Raw genomic sequence first — 18,536 nt, forward strand, 5'->3', positions numbered from 1 at the left:
GCAAGCTCGCTCCTACAGCGTTTGGTTTTTTTATTTTCTGGCGATGATCACTGCGCGCATCGGCGCCGGCAGGCCTTCGACGGTTTTGCCGGGGTCGTTCGGGTCCAGGTAGTCGCTCAGGGACTGGAACTTCATCCACTCCGTGGCGCGCTGTTCTTCTACCGTGGTGGTGCTCACGTCCACGCAGCGTACGTCGCTGAAACCGGCACGGCGCAGCCAGCGCTCCAGCGCCGGGATCGATGGCAGGAACCACACGTTGCGCATCTGCGCGTAACGGTCTTCAGGCACCAGCACCTGATTGACGTCGCCTTCAATGACCAGGGTTTCCAGAACCAGCTCGCCCCCCTTGACCAGGCAATCCTTGAGTGCCAGCAAGTGTTCGATCGGCGAGCGGCGGTGGTAAAACACGCCCATGGAAAACACGGTGTCGAAGCCTTCCAGGTTTGGCGGCAAGTCTTCGAACGGGAAGGGCAGGTGCCACACGGCTTCTTGTTGCAGGAAGCGCTGCACGGCCTGGAACTGGCAGAAGAACAACCAGTTCGGATCGACCCCGATCACGCTGTGGGCACCGGCGCCCAGCATGCGCCACATGTAGTAACCGTTGCCGCAGCCGACATCGAGGATGCGTTTGTGCTTGAGGTTGATATGCGGTGCGACCCGAGACCATTTCCAGTCCGAGTGCCATTCGGTGTCGACATGCACCCCGAACAGGTCGAACGGGCCCTTGCGCCACGGCGACAGGCCCATCAGTGCCTGACGCATTTGCGCACGGGTTTCGTCGTCGCAGTCGGTGTCCAGGGTCAGGCCGTTGAGCAGGTCGATCTCGGTCGGCTTTACGTCGGGCAAGGCATCCAGCGCGCTTTGCCAGCGTTCCAGGTCGCCGTGGCCTTTCTCCATTTTGACGTCGAGTTGTGCTTGCAGGGTGTTGGCCCATGCAGCCAGTGGAGTGCCGGCCAGACGCCGGGCGAGGGGGGACAGATCAATCATGGCAAGGCAATCAACGAGGCAAAGTTAAGACACTGGAACCACGGCACGACTTTCGAGAACCCGGCCGCCAGCAGGCGCTCGCGGTGTTCTTCGAGGCTGTCGGGCTTCATGACGTTTTCGATGGCGCTGCGCTTTTGCGAGATTTCCAGATCGCTGTAGCCATTGGCACGCTTGAACGCGACGTGCAAATCAGTGAGCAGGGCGTGTTCCTCTGCATCATTGAAGCGCAGCTTCTCCGAGAGGATCAGTGCGCCGCCGGGCAGCAATGACTGGCGAATCCGGGCGAGCAGGGCCAGGCGCTGGTCAGGGGCGATAAATTGCAGGGTGAAGTTCAATGCCACCACCGAGGCGGGCTTGAACTCCAGCGCGAGGATGTCGCCTTCGATCACCTCAACCGCCAACAGCTCCTGGAACATCGAGTTCTGGGCGTTGAGGTATTCGCGGCAGCGCTCGACCATGGCTGGCGAGTTATCTACCGCAATCACCTGGCAACCTTCGCTGCGAACATGGCGGCGCAGTGCCTGGGTGACCGCACCCAACGAGCAGCCGAGGTCGTACAAGACGCTGTCGGGCTGGGCAAACTGGGCTGCGAGCACGCCGAGGTTTTCGACAATGGTCGGGTAGCCGGGCACCGAGCGCTTGATCATGTCCGGGAACACCCGCACCACGTCCTCGTTAAAGGCGAAGTCCGGCACCTGGGCCAGGGGCTGGGCGAAAATACGGTCAGGTTCTTTGCTCACGACGGTTCCGGCACTGGAATATTTGAAAGGGCGCGCATTTTAGCCAAGTTGGCGCCGGGATGCGCGGTCTGTCTGATAAACCGCGCATCTTCAAAGAGCAGGGGCGCGTCAGTAATCGCGTTTGTTCTGGCCAAACACCGAAGCTGCAATACCCCATTGCCCGAGCCAGTAAGTGAGGATGATCAGGTACGGCGCGGCATCGAATGGCAGGACAAAGCGGTTGATGCCAATCATGCTGTCGGATGCGACGAACGCCAGCGCCCCGGCCGCTGCCAGCCAGGCCGAGCACGTGGGCACGTGGCTGCCCACTCGGGCAAGGGCACGCCAGAGCATGGCGCTGATGGCCAGGGCGTAGATGCACACCGGGATCAATAAATCCCCCAGCCCCTTGCCGGCCATCACGCTCAGCAGGCTGATGCCGGCCAGCAGTGCCAGGGCCAATGCAGGCAAGGCCGGGCGGCGGCAGTCCACCAGATAGGCCTTGAGGTATGCCAGGTGGGCGAACAAAAACGCTCCCAGGCCAAATACAAAAAGGTCTACGGGCCAGGCCAGCAGAATGTCGCCGAGCAGGGAAAACATCAGGCCAATGCTGATCCAGCGCCGATAAGGGCCGGGTGGAGCATCTTGCAGCCAGCCGAGCAGCGCCAGTACCGGCACTGCTTTGCTGATCAGGCACAGGAGCGTGGCGTGCATGCTTAGGCCGTACAGGTACGCGCCGGCACCCATGGCCGCGAGAATCAGCCATGGCATGTCAGTTCACCGTGATCTGGCAATCGAATGCTTGCGCGGGTTCGGCTTCTGGTTCCCAGGGTTGCTGAGAGGTCAGGCGCAGGCGCCCGTTGCCGGTGGCAAACGCCTGAAAGCGCCAGGTGGACTGGCCGCCGCTACCCAGCAACTGGCCATCGTCGGTACTGCTGTAAACCTCAGGGCCGAGGCTGTGCAGAACGCCCCCGGCGGAGTCCTGAATTGCCCAGCGATAACCTGTTGTGGGATTGCTCGGAAGCGAGAGGGTCAAATTTTGCCCGGTGTGCAGTTGTATCGGACAGTCGCTTTGCTCTTCAACGGTCACGTTGTTCGCAGGCTGGTGCGCACAGGCCGTCAGCAGGCTGAGGCTGAGCAGGGAGAGAAGACGTGCGTGGGGCATTGATGGCTCCGGTCGGACAAATACAAGGGCGCAGCATACCCCATGATTCCTGTAGCTTCCCGTAATCGCTGACGAGGGATGGGCCTGCTGCGCCGTCCATCGCAGCCTCGTGCCTCGTCAGCGACTACAGAGGATTCGGGCGTTATAGCGACCCGATTCCCGTAGCAGCTGGCGAGTGAAACGAGACTGCGTCCGGCGGCGCAGCCGTCGTAGGGACCTAGCCTTCGGCAACTGCTACGAAAGCGCAAATCCAGTAGTCGGGCGTTATAACGACCGGATTCCTGTAGCAGCTGGCGAGTGAAACGAGACTGCGTCCGGCGGCGCAGCCGTCGTAGGGACGTAGCCTTCGGCAACTGCTACGAAAACGGAAATCCTGTAGCGATGAGGGCCGCCAAATTTCCCCTAGTTTCAGAACAGCACTTTGGCCACGTCGGTAAAGCGTTTGGCAAAGTGCACGGTGATGCCTTCTTTCAAGTAGTCCGGCAGTTCCTCAAAGTTGCCCCGGTTAGGTTCGGGCAGGATCAGTTCGTGAATCTTCTGCCTGCGTGCCGCAATCACTTTTTCACGCACCCCGCCAATCGGTAATACATACCCGGTCAGCGTCAGCTCGCCGGTCATGGCGATGCCCTTTTTCGGCGCCTGATTACGGGCCAGCGATAACAGGGCACTGGCCATGGTTACGCCTGCGCTCGGACCGTCTTTGGGGGTCGCACCTTCCGGTACGTGCAAGTGCACAAAGGCTTCATCGAAGAAGCGCGGGTCGCCACCAAATTGCTGGAGGTTGGCGCTGATGTAGCTGTAGGCAATTTCGGCCGACTCTTTCATCACATCGCCCAGTTGCCCGGTCAGTTTGAAGCCGCGATTGAGGGTGTGGATACGTGTCGCCTCAATTGGCAGTGTCGCACCGCCCATGCTGGTCCAGGCCAGGCCAGTGATGACTCCGGTACCGCTGATGACCTGCTCGTTGCGAAACGGCGGCATGCCCAGCGATGCTTCGAGATCCTTGGGGCCGATCTTGATGACGGTCTTGGGGTCGTCCAGCAACTTGACCACAGCTTTGCGTACCAGTTTGCCCAGTTGTTTTTCAAGCTGGCGCACACCGGCTTCACGGGCGTAGCCATCGATCACGGCGCGCAGGGCGCTGTCGCTGATACTCAGGCTGTTTTTTGATACGCCGGCTTTCTCCAGTTGCTTGGGCCACAGGTGACGCTTTGCAATCGCGATCTTTTCTTCGGTGATGTAGCCGGACAGGCGAATCACTTCCATGCGGTCGAGCAAGGGTCCGGGGATCGAGTCCAGGGTGTTGGCGGTACACACGAACAGCACTTTGGACAGATCCAGGCGCAGGTCCAGATAGTGGTCGAGGAAGTCGACGTTTTGTTCCGGGTCCAGGGTTTCGAGCAGCGCCGAGGCCGGGTCGCCCTGGAAGCTCTGGCCCATTTTGTCGATCTCGTCGAGCATGATGACCGGGTTCATCACTTCAACATCTTTGAGCGCCTGCACCAGCTTGCCCGGTTGGGCACCGATATAGGTGCGGCGGTGGCCTTTGATCTCGGCTTCATCGCGCATGCCGCCAACGCTGAAGCGATAGAAAGGGCGCCCCAGTGATTCGGCAATGGACTTGCCGACACTGGTTTTACCCACCCCCGGCGGACCGACCAGCAACACGATCGAGCCGCTGACCGAGCCTTTGTAGGCGCCTACGGCAAGGAACTCCAGGATGCGGCTTTTAATGTCATCGAGCCCGGCATGGTGGGCATCCAGCACTTTTCGCGCGTGCTTGAGGTCGAGTTTGTCCTGACCGAACACGCCCCACGGCACTGATGTCGCCCAGTCCAGATAGTTGCGGGTTACCGCGTACTCGGGCGATCCGGTTTCGAGGATCGACAGCTTGTTCAATTCTTCGTCGATGCGTTTGTGTGCCTGAGGGGGCAGGGTCTTGCCTTCAAGGCGTTGTTTGAACTGCTCGATATCGGCGCTGCGATCATCTTTGGTCAGCCCCAGCTCTTGCTGGATCACCTTGAGCTGTTCCTTGAGGAAGAATTCGCGCTGATGCTCGCCGATCTTGAGATTGACCTCGGCCGAAATCTCTTTCTGCAACCGTGCGACTTCGACTTCCTTGCGCAGCATCGGCAGGACTTTTTCCATGCGCTTGAGCATCGGTACGCAATCGAGCACTTCTTGCAGCTCGTTGCCGGTGGCCGAGGTCAGGGCCGCTGCAAAGTCGGTGAGCGGCGACGGGTCGTTCGGGCTGAAGCGGTTGAGATAGTTCTTCAGCTCTTCGCTGTACAGCGGGTTGAGCGGCAGCAGCTCCTTGATCGCGTTGATCAGCGCCATGCCATATGCCTTCACCTCATCGGTGGGGGCGGTATTTTCTTTCGGGTATTCCACCTCCACCAGATACGGCGGACGGTGATGTTTGAGCCACATGCTGATGCGTACGCGGGTCAGGCCCTGGGCCACAAACTGCAATTTGCCGTTTTCGCGGCTGGCGTGATGCACCTTCACCAGCGTGCCGTATTCCGGGAGGCTGTCGGTGTTGAAGTGGCGAGGGTCATCGGGAGGGGTGTCGACAAAAAACAGCGCCAGCGAATGATGCGGCGACTTGCTGACCAGCTCCAGGGTTTCGGCCCACGGCTCTTCGTTGACGATGACCGGCAGCACTTGCGCCGGGAAGAACGGCCGATTGTGAATCGGGATGATGTACACCTTGTCCGGCAGATTCTGCCCTGGCAAAGCCAGTTCAGTACCCGCTGCGTGTTCGGTTGATTCGGTCTCAGTGTGCTCTACATCGGTGTACTCAGCTGTGTTGTCCGGGAATTCTTGCTGGTCGCTCATGGGGCACCTGCGCAATGGGGTATGTGTCTTAGATGGGGCGCGCAGCCAGTGGTTTCAAGGTGAAGTGATTTTCATCGTCAAAGGCTCGTGCCTGCGACAGTCTCTGGAGCGGGTTTTGCCATCAGACCGGGCTTGATTGCGCCCACAAAAAAAGGCGGCCATCGCAAGATGGCCGCCTTTTTCGGAACCGGCTGTAAAGTTACTCAGCCAGTTTAAACGCTACCACGTAGTCACCTTGTTTGGTGCCCAGCGAGCCGTGGCCGCCAGCGACAACGAGCACGTACTGGGTGCCGTCCTTGCCGGTGTAGGTCATCGGTGTGGCTTGACCGCCAGCAGGCAGGCGACCTTCCCACAGCAGCTTGCCGTTGCTTACATCGTAAGCGCGCAAGTACTGGTCAAGGGTGCCGCTGAGGAAGGCTACACCACCGGCAGTGGTGAAGGTCCCGCCCAGGCTTGGAACACCCATTGGCAGTGGCAGTGGAACCGGCGAGCTGTCACGCACGGTGCCGTTTTTGTGTTTCCAGATCAGCTGGTTGTTGGTCAGGTCGACTGCAGCCACATAACCCCAGGCCGGTGCCTGGCAAGGCAAGCCCAGTGGCGACAGCAGTGGTTCAAGTACCACGCCGTAAGGAGCGCCTGCGTTAGGTTGAACGCCTTCGGTTTCACTGACACGCGGACCCAGTGCAGCAATTTCTTCACGCGGGATCAGCTTGGAAGTGAACGCCATGTAGCTTGGGTTCAGGAAGGCGATCTGGCGAACCGGATCGACCGAGATACCGCCCCAGTCAAACACGCCGAAGTTACCTGGATAAACGATCGAACCTTGCAGCGATGGCGGGGTGTACATGCCGTCATAACGCAGGGATTTGAAGTTGATCCGGCACAACATCTGGTCGAACGGGGTTACACCCCACATGTCGCGTTCAGTCAGGGTCGGCGGGCTCAGGTTCAATTCCGAGCGAGGCTGGGTTGGCGAGGTATGGTCGCCTTTTACCGCGCCGCCAGGTGCTGGCACTTCATGGATCGGAACGATGTCTTCGCCAGTGCGACGGTCCAGCACGTAGATGCTGCCTTGCTTGGTCGAAGCCAGCAGTGCCGGTTTCACGCCATCGGCTGTTTTCATGTCCATCAGGGTCGGTTGACCACCAACGTCCATGTCCCACAGGTCATGGTGAGTGAACTGACGGGTCCAGCGAACTTTACCGGTATTGATGTCCAGTGCAGTTACGCCTGCGCTGTACTTCTCGGAGTCCTCTGTACGGTCGCCGCCATATTGGTCCGGCATCTGGTTGCCCATCGGCAGGTAAAGCATGCCGAGGTTTTCGTCCACTGCGAACATCGACCACATGTTAGGCGAGTTGCGAGTGTAGGTTTTGCCTTCAGCAATCGGCGTAGTGTCGTCCGGATTGCCGCTGTCCCAGTTCCATACCAGTTTGCCGGTACGTACGTCGTACGCGCGGATCACGCCGGATGGCTCGTTGGTGGACAGGTTGTCGGTTACGTGACCACCAATCACAACCAGGTCTTTGGTCACGGCAGGTGGCGAGGTGGAGTAGTAGCCACCCGGAGTGAACTCACCGATGTTGTGGCGCAGGTCAACCTGGCCATGGTCACCGAAGTCTTCACACATTTTACCGGTGTCGGCATTGATGGCGATCAGACGGGTGTCGGCAGTCGGCACGAACAGGCGGCGCGGGCACGAGTTGCTGGCAGTAGCGGCCGCAGGCTCGGCAGGGCTTTGTTCAGTGCTGACTTTGGTGTAGGCCGCTTCGTCGTGATAGCTCACGCCACGGCAAGTCATGTGCGCCCAACCCTTGAAGTTGGCTTCGTTCATGGTGCTGATCTTCGGATCGAAGCGCCAGATTTCCTTGCCGGTATCCGGGTCAAGGGCAATCACCTGGCTGTGTGGGGTACACACGTACACCATGCCGTTGACTTTCAGCGGGGTGTTCTCGGCAGTCGTTTCGCCCGGATCGCCAGCGCCAGGAATGTCACCGGTGCGGTATGTCCAGGCTGGAACCAGCTTGTGGACATTTTGCGGGGTGATTTCTTTAAGCGGCGAGTAGCGGTCGCCATGGGCAGTACGCCCGTAGGACTGCCAGTCACCATCAGGCATGGCCGGAGCAGTGTTGGTCATGCCAGGTACGGCATCACGGTCCAGTTGGCCTTTGATTTCGCCCGGGTTGGTGAACTGGCTAGCCAGTGCGGCCGCACCGGCCAGCACCACGGCAACGCCCAGCGCGCCGGTAGCAACCGGAGCTGGCTGACCGCGCAGCAGTGGACGACGGAACCATGGCAGCAGCAGCACGATGCCGATAGCAAACCACAAGGCCAGACGTGGCACTAACTGCCACCAGTCCAGACCTACTTCCATCAGCGCCCAAACGGTGCTTGCAAACAGCACCAGCGCGTACAGACCCAGCGCCGCGCGGCGCGCGGCTATCAGCAAGGCGCCCGATAAGCCAAAGCCGATACCGGCCAGCAGGTAATAACTCGACCCGCCGAGCGTCAGCAGCTTGATACCCCCGACCAACATGGCCAGGCCCATTAGCAGCAGCAAGATACCGAGTAGGCTCGGTAGCAGGCGGCCTCGACTGAAAGCACCATCAGTGCTCATAGTGTGGTTCTCCGTTACGTTTGAGGTGTTCCCGCCCAGGCTGCCTTTTAAGGACGATTCAAGGCGGGATGATTCATGGAAATAAGTTCTTTGTTTCAACTTTCAATTACGGGCGTTGCAACTCGTCATTTAGAACGAGCTTTGAATCTTCAAACCGCCGATCAGGGCGTCATCTAACTTGCTGACACCACCGGGGTGGCGGATGTACTGCAGATTCGGTCGAACGGTCAGCCAATTGGTGACATGCACGCCGTAATAAAGCTCGGCGCTGTACTCGGTATCCTGAGGTGGCAGGTAGTCCGGGTTATCGAAATCGTAGACGGCGCGGGCCTGGTTGGTGGCCTGGGCATTTTTGCGGTAGGCCGGGTTGACATGTACCCGGGCCATGGCGAAACCGATGTCGTCCTTGGGACGGGCATCGAACACGCCTTTGTAGATGAGACCGGCCTGAACATAGTTGTCCACGGCGTTGGTTTTCTTGTCGTGAGCGGTGGCATTGGCAAAAACACTCAACCCCCTTGACTGGTCGCTGGCGCGGGAAGTGAGCTGTTGTTGCACGCCCAGCCACATCCCGTTTTTGCTTGAACTGCTGCGATATGCTTCGCCGGTTAAAGCGGCCGGTTGACCATTTGTATCTTTGTAAACATTTGTTGCCTTGGCATTACTGTAGTAGTAACCCGCTCGATATTCCCCTGGCAGGCCATTAATTTTTGGCGTCCACACCAGTTCGATCGGCAACACTGCGCCTTGTGTACCACTGCCGCTGAGCTTGAAGCCGTTGCCGCGATCCAGGTTGGAGGGGTTTTGCTCATAGGCGCCGACCTGGGCGTACAACTCGGGCGTCAGGTGGTATTTGACCCGCAGCGCCCACTGGCTGACGGGCCAGTTGTACCAAATGCTGCCTGCCCAGTTACCGACCTGCGAGCCGCAGAACGCAAGGTTCTGGAAGTCGCAAGGGAAGGTGTTGAAGTCTTCGCCCTGACCGAAACGACCGACCTTGATGTCCAGCTTCTGATCGAAAAATTTCTGCTGGTACCACATCTGTGTCAGGCGTGTGGTCTGGCCACGGCCCCAGACTTCCTGGGCCGAGGTGAAGCCGCCTACGCGCGGATCGTTGATCCGGTCATTGCTGATGTTGTTGCCGCTGCGCTGGGTAATGGTCAGCTGAAACTCAGCATCTTCCCAACCCAGAATTTTCTGCAAGTCCAGGTGCGTGCCCAGGCCGAATTGATCGCTGTAGCGCGCAGTGCGGTCATGGTCATAACCGCCATGCAGGTTTGAACCCACTTCGCCCACGTAATCGAGGGAGAATGCGTAGCCTTGTTTTTCAAGCTCGCTTCGTTTGCCGTCCCAATCGCCAAGCATCCATTTGGAATCACTGTCAAAAGCCGGGGCCGCCTGAACGCAGGAGGCCAGGCCCAAAACAGTCAGGCCACCGAGCAGGCTAAAGGCCTTTTGCCCGGCAATAGGGCGTCGCGCGCCGGGTTTGCGCAAAATCTGGAATGTAGACATGGTCGAGATGTGAGTCTTTATTAATAGGGCTATGGCAGTGGGTAGCGCTGTCTTTGGCGACAGGATTAGCACTTGGGGATTCGAAGTCGTAATGAATCGATTCAGCCTCGATCGGGAAATGATAAAGCTATGAAACGTTTAGAAACAGCACTTTAAATGACATGGATCATTTCGGATTCTGTAACAGTGCGCTGCGACCGTTCGACACAGAGGCTTTTTGCCTCATGTTCGAGGCTGATAGCGGTATATGCGTACCAGATATTTTTTTGAAATACGTCTAAATAATGAGCCCCCGGCCGTGCTGAGCCGGGGCAGAAATGGATATTTAACTGTGGGAGCTGGCATGCCAGCGATGCAGGCGACCCTGTTTCCCTGCGCAGGCGCAGTTCAGGGAAGCAGGGTCGGGCACAGAGGCCAGAGCGTTAGAAGGTGGTACGCAGACCGAACTCGACTCCTCGGCCCGGGGCGGGGGCAATGTCTCGCAAAATCGAGCTGGCATAACGCACGGTCTGGTTGGTCAGGTTGTCGCCTTTGACGAACGCCAGCCATTGGCTGCGGCCCACATCAAAGTGATAGCCGGCACTGGCGCCCAGAGTGGTGTAGCCGTCGGTACCGGATTCATTGGCCGGAACCCGGCCCTGGTCGCTGGCATGCTCGATGTCTACCCGGGCCTGCCAGCGATCCAGCTCCCACAGCAGGCCGCTGCTCAGGCGCAGCGGTGCGATTCGCGGCAGGGCTTCACCTGTGTCGAGGTTGGTGGCGCGGGTGTAGTCGCCCGACAGTTCCAGAGCAAACTTACCGTAGGCACTTTCCCCTAGCGTCCAGTGATCCTTGGCCTCAAAGCCAGTGAAACGTGCCCGTACCCCGGAGTAGGTGTACTCCGGAATGCCGTGCGCATCGGGCTGACCTTCGTCGTTCAGGGTACGACCTGTGCCCAACAAGCCGATGTAGTTGGAGAAGTGGCTGTAAAACACCCCGAAGCTGCCTTTGTGGGTGCCATTGTCAAAGCGCAGGGCCAGGTCGCTGGACACGGCTTTCTCTTTCGACAGGTTGGCGTTGCCCACCTCATAAGTGCCGGTAGCGACGTGAGCGCCATTGGCGTAAAGCTCATAGAAGGTTGGGGCCCGCTCGGTGTAGCCGAGGGTGGCGGCCAGCGACCAGATGGGCGTGAGGGTAAACACGGCGCCTGACGACAGGCTGGTGGCGGTGAAGCTTTTGGAGGTGTCGGCGGCAGAAAAACGCTCGTTACCCTTGGCATCCGGATCGACCACGGTATGTTCCAGGCGCCCGCCGAGGCTGAGTTTCAGCCTGTCAGTGGCCTGCAGCTCTTCGAGAATAAACAGCGCGCCGCTGTGGGTGTCGGTCTGGGGCACGAAAGCTTCCTCGCCCAGCGCCGAGAACTCGTTGCGGTTGACCTGAGCGCCGACTACCCCGTTCAACGGCCCGAGCGGCAGGTGACGTGCTTCGACCCGGGCTTCGTAACCCTTGTTCTTGAAGGTGGTACCCACTTCGCCACCCTCGATCTCGCGGTGCTCGTAGTCGGTGTACCCGGCGTTCAATTTCACGGAGCTGAACGGACCTTGCAGGTTGCGTATTTCCGAGGCGAAGGCGTAATGATCCTGCTTCATGCGGATGCGTACGTCCTGCTCGGCAGGCGAGCCGTAATTGGCGTCGTAAGTGCTGTAGGACAGCCCCGCGTAACCGTCATCCCAGGTGTACGAGCCGCCCACGGCGCCGCCATCCTGACGCCCGTTACTGTTACCCAGGCGGCCCTTTTTATTATCGTCATCGTCACTTTGCGGTGCGTGACGGCTGCGGGCCTCGCCCGGGATTTTCAGGTCGTTGAACTCGCGGGCGTTGGCATCCAGGTGCAAGGCGAAAGTGCCGTCGCCCGCTTCCAGTTTGCCGGCACTGCTGCGGGTGGTCGCGGCGCCGCCATAACGCAGTTCACCGGCGCCATGAATCCCGTCGATGGCTTCGGTCGGGATGCGATTGTCGAAGGTATTGACCACGCCGCCGATGGCATTGCCGCCATATAACAGGGCCGCCGGACCGCGGACGATTTCGATACGCTCAACGTTGACCGGGTCCAGTGGCACAGCGTGATCGTATGACAACGACGAGGCATCCAGCGCCCCGACTCCGTTGCGCAGGATGCGGATGCGGTCGCCATCCAGTCCGCGAATGATCGGTCGGCTGGCGCCCGGGCCGAAGTAGGACGAAGACACACCGGGTTGCTTGTTCAGGGTTTCTCCCAGACTTCCTTGTTGTTGCAGGGTCAAGTCGTCGCCCTCCAGCACCGTGGTCGGCGAGGCCAGTTGGCTGCTGCCCAGAGGATTGCCGGTGATCACTTGCGGTTGCAGTTCGAGGGCATAGGCCGGGGAGGCGATGAGCAGGGCGGTAGCCAGCGGCGTCAGGCGCAGACGTCGCAGGCGACGTGGGAAAGCAGGGGAGGACATTGCAGGTTCCTTGGCAACGAGAGGGGAGAAAGGCGCGTTGAGCGCTCTTTGATTCGAAAGTTATAGTTACAATATAACATCTCCTTTAGGGTCTCCAAGCGGAACTTTCATTTCGGTGTCAGGTCAGCGCTAAAGTGGTGCCCCGCCGAATGCACTTCCCCCTGAGCAGGTGCTCGGATAAGGTGCGCGACTTTCCTCTATTGCTTAAAGGCTCGGCATGACTGAACCCAACAACAACCCACTGCACGGCGTGACGCTGGAACAGATCCTTACTGCGCTGGTGGCGCACTACGAATGGGAAGGGCTGGCCGAGCGCATCGATATTCGCTGTTTCAAGAGCGACCCGAGCATCAAGTCGAGCCTGACGTTCCTGCGTAAAACACCTTGGGCGCGGGAAAAGGTCGAGAAGCTGTATGTGAAATACGCCCGTACCAAGCGCGAACTTTGATTGGCGCATGAAAGAAGCCACGTTGAGATTGAGTGCTGCCCGGCAGCGCACGCTGTGCACGGTAGTCGCGACACTGGGATGGGCAGGGCTGGCCATTCAGCTCGAACTGCTGCTGATTGCGCGCTGGACGTCGGGGGCGAGTGTGGTGGGCGGTCTGGTGACCTACTTCAGTTTTTTTACCATCCTTAGCAACACGCTGGCCGCGTCAGTTCTGACCTTTGCAGCTGGCACGCGCAATTCCACAGGCAAGGCGTATTTCCTGCAGCCATGGGTCAGCAGCGGCATTGCCGTGAGCATTATTGTGGTGGGCGTGGCGTATAGCCTGTTACTGCGCCAGCTGTGGCAACCGCAGGGACTGCAGTGGCTGGCCAATGAACTGCTGCACGATGTGATGCCTGTGCTGTTCGCGTTGTACTGGTGGTTTTACGTGCCCAAAGGCACGCTGCGCCTGCGCCACATCGGGTTATGGGTTTTGTACCCGGTGCTGTATTTCGCTTACATCCTGCTGCGCGGGCACTTGCTGGGTGCGTATCCGTATCCGTTTATTGACGTTGAGAAACTCGGTTATGCACAGGTGTTTGTAAATGCGTGCGGGATTTTGGCGGGGTTTGTGCTGGTAGCGCTGGTTGTGGTCGGGCTGGATCGCTGGAGGGGTCGAACAAACCTGTTGCTGTAGGAGCGAGCTCTTTGAAACGCTAACAGCTCGCGAGCAAGCCCGCTCCTGCAGGTCAGGTGTGTGCGGGTTTAGTCTTCGGTGCTGCTGTCCAGCCGCCAGTAACCTGCAGCTTTGACGAATTCTTCATTCAGACCGTGGGTATCCAGCAACACTCTGCGCACTTTGCGCGATAACGCCGTTTCGGTGGCGACCCAGGCATAGAGCTTGCCCTGGGGAATGCTCAGCCCTTGGACGATCTCCAGCAAATTGTTTGAGCCGTCGCGATGAACCCAAATCACGTCGACTGAGGCTGCACTGTTCAAGGTTTGCTCTTCAGCGGCATTTTCCACTTCGACCACTACCAGAGCGCGGCGATTGGCGGGCAGTTCTTCCAGGCGCCTGGCAATCGCAGGCAGTGCCGTTTCGTCGCCGATCAGCAGGTAGCTGTCGAACATGTCAGGCACCACCATCGAACCTCGCGGGCCGCCGATATACAACCATTGCCCCGGCCTGGCCTGATCCGCCCATGTGGCTGCCGGGCCGTCGCCGTGCAAGACAAAATCGATGTCCAGCTCAAGTGTGTCCAGGTCATAGCGACGCGGGGTGTAGTCGCGCATCGGGGGCATGGTCTTGCTCTTCATGCCTGCACTCAGCTCCAGGTTTTCCAGAGTCGCCAGTTCTTCGGCTGTCTGCGGGAAAAACAGTTTGACGTGGTCATCGCTGCCCAGACTGATAAAGCCTGCCAGTTGCGCACCGCCAACAGTGATGCGGCGCATGCGCGGAGTCAGATCGACCACGCGTAGCACTTCCAGTTTGCGGCGTTTGATTTCATGCGTGACCCGGTGAATGGTCTGGGTATCAGTGGCATTCATTCAGCGTGCTCCTGCGAAGTGACAGGGCCATCGACGATGGCTTTGGCGGTGTTATTGAGCAAATCGCGGACCCGCACTATTTCCGCCGGGCTCCAGCGGCCGTGGTGCATTTGCAAGGCGTGGCGCAAGTTGTGCACCGCTTCGTGAATTTCTGCCGGGCGATCATGGCCGCGCAGTGAGCGCTTGCTGACATCGATGCGCATACGCACGCCATCCAGGGCGATGGATTGATCGCTCAGGGACTGGCGGCCCAGGTCGGTCACGCAATAGCGTTTTTTCCCGCCTTCAGCGTCGCCCTGAATCATTTCACTTTCTTCAAGGAAGGTCAGCGTGGGGTAGATCACGCCGGGGCTGGGGCTGTAGGCGCCGTCGAACATGGTCTCGATCTGGCGGATCAGGTCGTAGCCGTGGCAAGGCTGTTCAGCGATCAGGGCCAGCAGCAGCAATTTCAGATCGCCGGGTGCAAATACCCGTGGTCCGCGCCCGCCGCGCTCGCGGCCGGAGCGTTTCTCGAAACCGTCCTGGCCCGCGCCATGGTCGCGGTGATGGGGATGATGTTCTCTCATTTCTCTTAGTCCTCTCTGCAAGTTAGATACAACTTAAGATATATCTTAAGAAGTGCGCAAGTGCAGTAGACGAACGGTAATGATTCTCAGCTGGCAGGCTATCAACACCCTACCGATGAACTGCCGACAAACCCGCCGACAACTCGCCGATGAACTGCCGACAAACTGTAGGGTAAGCAGGGTAAGCAGGGTAAGCAGGGTAGCCAGGGTACGCAGGGTAGCCAGGGTAGCCATGGGAAGCAGGGGAGCTGGTTCAGAGGGTTTGTATGGGTTTGGGGATCTGGCACAGGGTTTGGGTGCCGGGTTGCAGGTAGGGCGTGAGAATGGGGGCCATGCCCTTGAGCACTTGCACCGGTAACGCCGAGGTGAACTTGAAGGCTTCGGCCGAGCGCCCGGGTACGAAGGCGGTCAACGTGCCGAAGTGGTGATCGCCGATGTAGAACACGAAAGTGGCGGTGCGGTTGATCGATTTTGAACTGAGGATTCGTCCGCCGGCGCCCATGCTTTCGATCCGGTTGTCGCCGGTACCGGTTTTGCCTCCCATGGCCAGCGGGGTGCCATCGTCCACTTTGAAACTGCCCGATACTCGCCGCGCTGTTCCCGCGTCGACCACTTGCGACAGGGCATCGCGCATTGCGGTCGCGACTTCGCTGGGCATCACCCGCACCCCTTTGTCGGGGTCGTTTATCAAGCGTGTCTCGTACGGCGTATCTGCAGCGAAATGCAGGGTATCAATGCGTAACACCGGCAAACGGACGCCATCGTTAAGGATGATGCCCATCAGTTCCGAGAGTGCAGCCGGGCGGTCCCCGGAGCTGCCAAGCGCCGTGGCGAGGGACGGCACCAGGTGGTCGAACGGATAGCCCACCTGTTGCCAGCGCTGATGAATATCAAGGAAGGCTTCGATCTCTAGCATGGTGCGAATCCGGCTGTCACGGGCGCTTCGGTGCTTGCTTTTAAACAGCCAGCTGTAAACTTCCTGGCGCTCGAACTCACTGGCGGTAACCGCTTGCTGGAAGGTGGCTTGCGGGTTATTCAGCAGATAGCCCAGCAGCCACAGGTCCAGCGGATGGACTTTGGCAATGTAGCCCTGGTCCGGCAGGTCGTAGGTGCCCGGGCCGTAGCTTTGGTAAAGCTTGGCCAGACGTTCGTCAGTGATTTTGTCGCTGCTCAGGTGCGAGCGTACGAACCTGTTGAAGGTGGTTTGATCGGCGCGCGGGAACAGATACCGGTGTACCGCGGACATGCGAATGGCGGTCGGGTGCATGCTGTCGAGAAAGGTCTCCAGCCGCGCCTTGGAATCCTTGCCTTTGTATTTTTTCCAGAACTTGAGCATGTAGGTCGTCCCTTCGCGGTCGGCGAAGCGGCTCAGGTATTCCTGACGGCGCGGGTTCTGGTCGTCGCGCAGCAATTCAGCATTATTGCTGGGTGCCTGATAAGAGGTGTAGCGCACCACGTCGCGCATAAGACGCACGAACGGCAGGTTGATCGATTCCCGTATTGCGTCGCGCAGGGAGGGGCTGCGGTTGTTGTCCTGATTGCGGAAGTTGTGGAAGTGATGCATGCCGCCGCCAGTGAAGAAGCCTTCTCCCGGATTGGCTGAGTATTGGCGATCCAGAGCCGCATCGAGCATTTTGGCGAGGCTGGCGCCGGGGTTCTGGATCATGTAAGTCAGGGCCCAGCGAGTCAGCGGATCCTGGTCGGTAATCTGGATTTTTTTCAGATTGGCGCTTGGCTGGCTGCCATAGCGGTCATGCAATTCGGAAATGATCTGCAGGTAGGTGGTCATGACCCGCAGTTTTGCCGTTGAGCCCAGTTCCAGCTTGCTGCCTTCATTGATATCAAACGGTTGGTCGGTGCTGTCGGTCTGAACTCGCGCGCGCGCGCCGTCGGGAGTCAGTTCAAACAGGGTGAAGCTGTAGCGCACCTGAGCCGTGCTGGCAGGCGTCAGCAAGCTTGGGCCCAACAGGCCGAGCTTGCCGGCAACGACAGGGTCAGCCAGTTTGCGCAGATAGTCGCTGGCTTGCTGCTGCAAGTCGCCCTGCAGGGTGCTGGTGGCTGACAGATCAAGACGGTCGAGGTCATACAGCGGGCGTTTGAGCAGAACCGAAAGCCGGCTGCGGGCAAGGCTGATGCCTTTGTTGGTTTCGATGGGTTGAATCGTCGGAGCCTGTTGCCAGTCGCGATAAGTGACACGGCTGGCTAGGGCGGCGGCGGTCAGTGCGGGATCGATCACATTATTCTGTGCGAGTAAGCGTATGTGGCTGTCGGTCAGTTGCGCCAGTTCGTCGTGGCCCTTGGTCAAATAATGTGAAGGGCGACGCTGGGCAATCATCAGTGACAACACCTCGCGCAGGGCCAGGCCTTTGCCGGCCAGGCTTTTCGGGTCAGTGGCGGTGCTGGCCAACTGCTGATTGACCTGATTGAAATCGGCGCCGTACCACACGCGCAAACCCTCAGCCATTCCATGCACTTCGCCATGGCCGGGTACGGCTGACAGCGGCACGCTGTTGAGGTAGTCGCGTACTACTTTTTGCCGTGCTTCCAGGGTTTGCGGACCGCTCTGGTACGCCCGCACACTCGCTGAAATCATTTGCCTGAGTTTTTCGCCACCGGAGACGGTCAGGCCATCCGGAGAGTGGCGGTACTTCTCGAGTTGGGTGGCCAGGGTGCTGCCCCCTGCGGACTGGCCGGGCAAGTGCAGCAGCTTGGCCACCTGGGAGTAGGCGGCCATGCCAAAGCGGGGCCAGTCGACCGCGGGGTTGGTAAGCGGCTCTTTGGGGTCCAGCAGGTCGCGGTTTTCAATGAACAGCAAGCTGTGAACCACCAGCGGCGGAATACTGGCAAAGCTGGAGTACAGCTGCTGCGGGTAGTTGAATTGATACAGCGGGCTGCCCGCACAGTCGGTGATGGAAAGGCCTGCCTGGATTTTTTCCGAATAGGGTACGAAAAAGCCTTTTTGGCTGTAGCTCATTAGCTCAGGGGAGAAGCGGGTTTGCTGAGCGATGATGTAGTCACGCTTTAAGAGGCGCGGCAGGAAATCACCCAGGGAGCTGTAGCCCAGTCGCTGATCGAAAGGGCCGGCGCCGGGATAGCGCATTGCGTCGCTGGGGCCATCATGCATGGAGTAGCTCAGGGCGGCAGCAAAACGGCTGAACTCCCTGGACTGGAGTTTGGAGGTGCGCACTTCGTTGGCAATGGCAAACCCGAGTACGACCAGTGCAATGAACACCAGCAGCCAGAACAACCCCCAACCATAACGCCCCGATTTACCCTTTTTTGGCGGGGGCACAGGATCCGCCATTGTTACTGATGGCTCTGCAGTTTTATTTGAATTGGAATTCCACAGTACGCCCATAGTTAACAGATCCACCTACGCATATTGGCTGCGCTTGAGTGAAGCGTAGTCGCTGGCGCAAGCAGGCGAAAAAATTTGTGCAGAACCACACGAACAGATTTTCCCGACGGGTGCGGCCACCCGATTGCTAAGTGGTATTAGTCCCAAAGCGTAGGAATAGAGCGTTCCGGCAGGTAAATACGTCTTTGGGCGGGGCATGACTGTGTACCAACCCTGTGCAATACTCGCCGCCGATCTCAATAGGGCATTTCCCTTTTGGTCTATCGACCTACAAGGTCAGGGCCGATCAAGAGGCAAGTCTGGTTAAGTACCCGGCTTGATCGAGCGCTCAATTGATGCA

13 protein-coding genes are annotated in these 18,536 nt (G+C 59.1%); 2 read left to right on the top strand and 11 right to left on the bottom strand.

Going from position 1 to position 18,536, the window contains the following annotated elements; genetic code table 11:
• Positions 1-30: 30 nt before the first annotated feature.
• The 8 genes from cmoB to ACP7BO_RS02540 form a co-directional block, all read right to left on the bottom strand.
• The gene (cmoB, locus tag ACP7BO_RS02505; RefSeq protein WP_073508921.1) at positions 31-987 is read right to left on the bottom strand and encodes a tRNA 5-methoxyuridine(34)/uridine 5-oxyacetic acid(34) synthase CmoB; all 957 of its coding nucleotides are present in this window, start codon (positions 985-987) and stop codon (positions 31-33) included.
• Positions 984-1,727, bottom strand: coding sequence for a carboxy-S-adenosyl-L-methionine synthase CmoA (cmoA, locus tag ACP7BO_RS02510; RefSeq protein WP_426208457.1), 744 nt, complete (start codon positions 1,725-1,727; stop codon positions 984-986). Before cmoA ends, cmoB begins: the two co-directional genes overlap by 4 nt.
• A 108-nt stretch (positions 1,728-1,835) precedes the next feature.
• Positions 1,836-2,477 (bottom strand): lysoplasmalogenase, encoded by a 642-nt coding sequence (locus ACP7BO_RS02515; RefSeq protein WP_397455837.1) that lies wholly within the window; start codon positions 2,475-2,477, stop codon positions 1,836-1,838.
• A gap of 1 nt (position 2,478) precedes the next feature.
• Positions 2,479-2,871: a protease inhibitor I42 family protein gene (locus ACP7BO_RS02520; protein WP_397455838.1), complete on the bottom strand. Its 393-nt coding sequence runs from the start codon at positions 2,869-2,871 to the stop codon at positions 2,479-2,481.
• Positions 2,872-3,279: 408 nt separating this feature from the next.
• The gene (gene lon, locus ACP7BO_RS02525) at positions 3,280-5,709 is read right to left on the bottom strand and encodes an endopeptidase La (RefSeq protein WP_397455839.1); all 2,430 of its coding nucleotides are present in this window, start codon (positions 5,707-5,709) and stop codon (positions 3,280-3,282) included.
• A gap of 199 nt (positions 5,710-5,908) precedes the next feature.
• Complete coding sequence (locus ACP7BO_RS02530; RefSeq protein WP_397455840.1) at positions 5,909-8,326, bottom strand: glucose/quinate/shikimate family membrane-bound PQQ-dependent dehydrogenase; 2,418 nt, start codon at positions 8,324-8,326, stop codon at positions 5,909-5,911.
• Between the two features lie 129 nt (positions 8,327-8,455).
• The gene (locus tag ACP7BO_RS02535) at positions 8,456-9,838 is read right to left on the bottom strand and encodes a carbohydrate porin (RefSeq protein ID WP_171970688.1); all 1,383 of its coding nucleotides are present in this window, start codon (positions 9,836-9,838) and stop codon (positions 8,456-8,458) included.
• 422 nt (positions 9,839-10,260) lie between these two features.
• Positions 10,261-12,297: a TonB-dependent receptor gene (locus ACP7BO_RS02540; protein WP_426208461.1), complete on the bottom strand. Its 2,037-nt coding sequence runs from the start codon at positions 12,295-12,297 to the stop codon at positions 10,261-10,263.
• A 217-nt stretch (positions 12,298-12,514) separates the two neighbouring features.
• On the opposite strand from ACP7BO_RS02540, the gene ACP7BO_RS02545 reads away from it, so the two are divergent.
• Positions 12,515-12,745 carry a VF530 family DNA-binding protein gene (locus ACP7BO_RS02545; RefSeq protein WP_003443274.1) on the top strand — a complete coding sequence of 77 codons (231 nt, stop codon included), beginning with the start codon at positions 12,515-12,517 and terminating at the stop codon, positions 12,743-12,745.
• Positions 12,746-12,752: 7 nt separating this feature from the next.
• A complete protein-coding gene (locus ACP7BO_RS02550) occupies positions 12,753-13,421 on the top strand; it encodes a Pr6Pr family membrane protein (RefSeq protein ID WP_426208463.1) in 669 nt (222 codons plus the stop codon).
• 68 nt (positions 13,422-13,489) lie between these two features.
• Here ACP7BO_RS02550 and ACP7BO_RS02555 read toward each other — a convergent pair whose 3' ends face one another.
• From ACP7BO_RS02555 to ACP7BO_RS02565, 3 genes are all read right to left on the bottom strand, one after another.
• Positions 13,490-14,272 (bottom strand): siderophore-interacting protein, encoded by a 783-nt coding sequence (locus ACP7BO_RS02555; RefSeq protein WP_426208465.1) that lies wholly within the window; start codon positions 14,270-14,272, stop codon positions 13,490-13,492.
• Positions 14,269-14,838: a PadR family transcriptional regulator gene (locus tag ACP7BO_RS02560; protein WP_426208467.1), complete on the bottom strand. Its 570-nt coding sequence runs from the start codon at positions 14,836-14,838 to the stop codon at positions 14,269-14,271. The genes ACP7BO_RS02555 and ACP7BO_RS02560 overlap by 4 nt, the downstream gene beginning before the upstream one ends.
• A gap of 253 nt (positions 14,839-15,091) precedes the next feature.
• Positions 15,092-18,196, bottom strand: a complete 3,105-nt coding sequence (locus ACP7BO_RS02565; protein ID WP_426208469.1) for a transglycosylase domain-containing protein — start codon at positions 18,194-18,196, stop codon at positions 15,092-15,094.
• Positions 18,197-18,536 lie beyond the last annotated feature (340 nt).

Origin of the sequence: Pseudomonas sp. TWR2-1-1, from assembly GCF_049897045.1 — a bacterium.
Classification (GTDB): Bacteria; Pseudomonadota; Gammaproteobacteria; order Pseudomonadales; family Pseudomonadaceae; genus Aquipseudomonas; species Aquipseudomonas versuta.

Excerpts from the sequence above, each read along its gene's own strand:
- lon (WP_397455839.1), bottom strand. The coding sequence starts at position 5,709 with ATGAGCGACCAGCAAGAATTCCCGGACAACACAGCTGAGTACACCGAT.
- ACP7BO_RS02560 (WP_426208467.1), bottom strand. The coding sequence starts at position 14,838 with ATGAGAGAACATCATCCCCATCACCGCGACCATGGCGCGGGCCAGGAC.
- cmoB (WP_073508921.1), bottom strand. The coding sequence starts at position 987 with ATGATTGATCTGTCCCCCCTCGCCCGGCGTCTGGCCGGCACTCCACTG.
- ACP7BO_RS02565 (WP_426208469.1), bottom strand. The coding sequence starts at position 18,196 with ATGGGCGTACTGTGGAATTCCAATTCAAATAAAACTGCAGAGCCATCA.
- ACP7BO_RS02520 (WP_397455838.1), bottom strand. The coding sequence starts at position 2,871 with ATGCCCCACGCACGTCTTCTCTCCCTGCTCAGCCTCAGCCTGCTGACG.
- ACP7BO_RS02545 (WP_003443274.1), top strand. The coding sequence starts at position 12,515 with ATGACTGAACCCAACAACAACCCACTGCACGGCGTGACGCTGGAACAG.
- ACP7BO_RS02515 (WP_397455837.1), bottom strand. The coding sequence starts at position 2,477 with ATGCCATGGCTGATTCTCGCGGCCATGGGTGCCGGCGCGTACCTGTAC.
- ACP7BO_RS02555 (WP_426208465.1), bottom strand. The coding sequence starts at position 14,272 with ATGAATGCCACTGATACCCAGACCATTCACCGGGTCACGCATGAAATC.
- ACP7BO_RS02550 (WP_426208463.1), top strand. The coding sequence starts at position 12,753 with ATGAAAGAAGCCACGTTGAGATTGAGTGCTGCCCGGCAGCGCACGCTG.
- ACP7BO_RS02530 (WP_397455840.1), bottom strand. The coding sequence starts at position 8,326 with ATGAGCACTGATGGTGCTTTCAGTCGAGGCCGCCTGCTACCGAGCCTA.
- ACP7BO_RS02535 (WP_171970688.1), bottom strand. The coding sequence starts at position 9,838 with ATGTCTACATTCCAGATTTTGCGCAAACCCGGCGCGCGACGCCCTATT.
- ACP7BO_RS02540 (WP_426208461.1), bottom strand. The coding sequence starts at position 12,297 with ATGTCCTCCCCTGCTTTCCCACGTCGCCTGCGACGTCTGCGCCTGACG.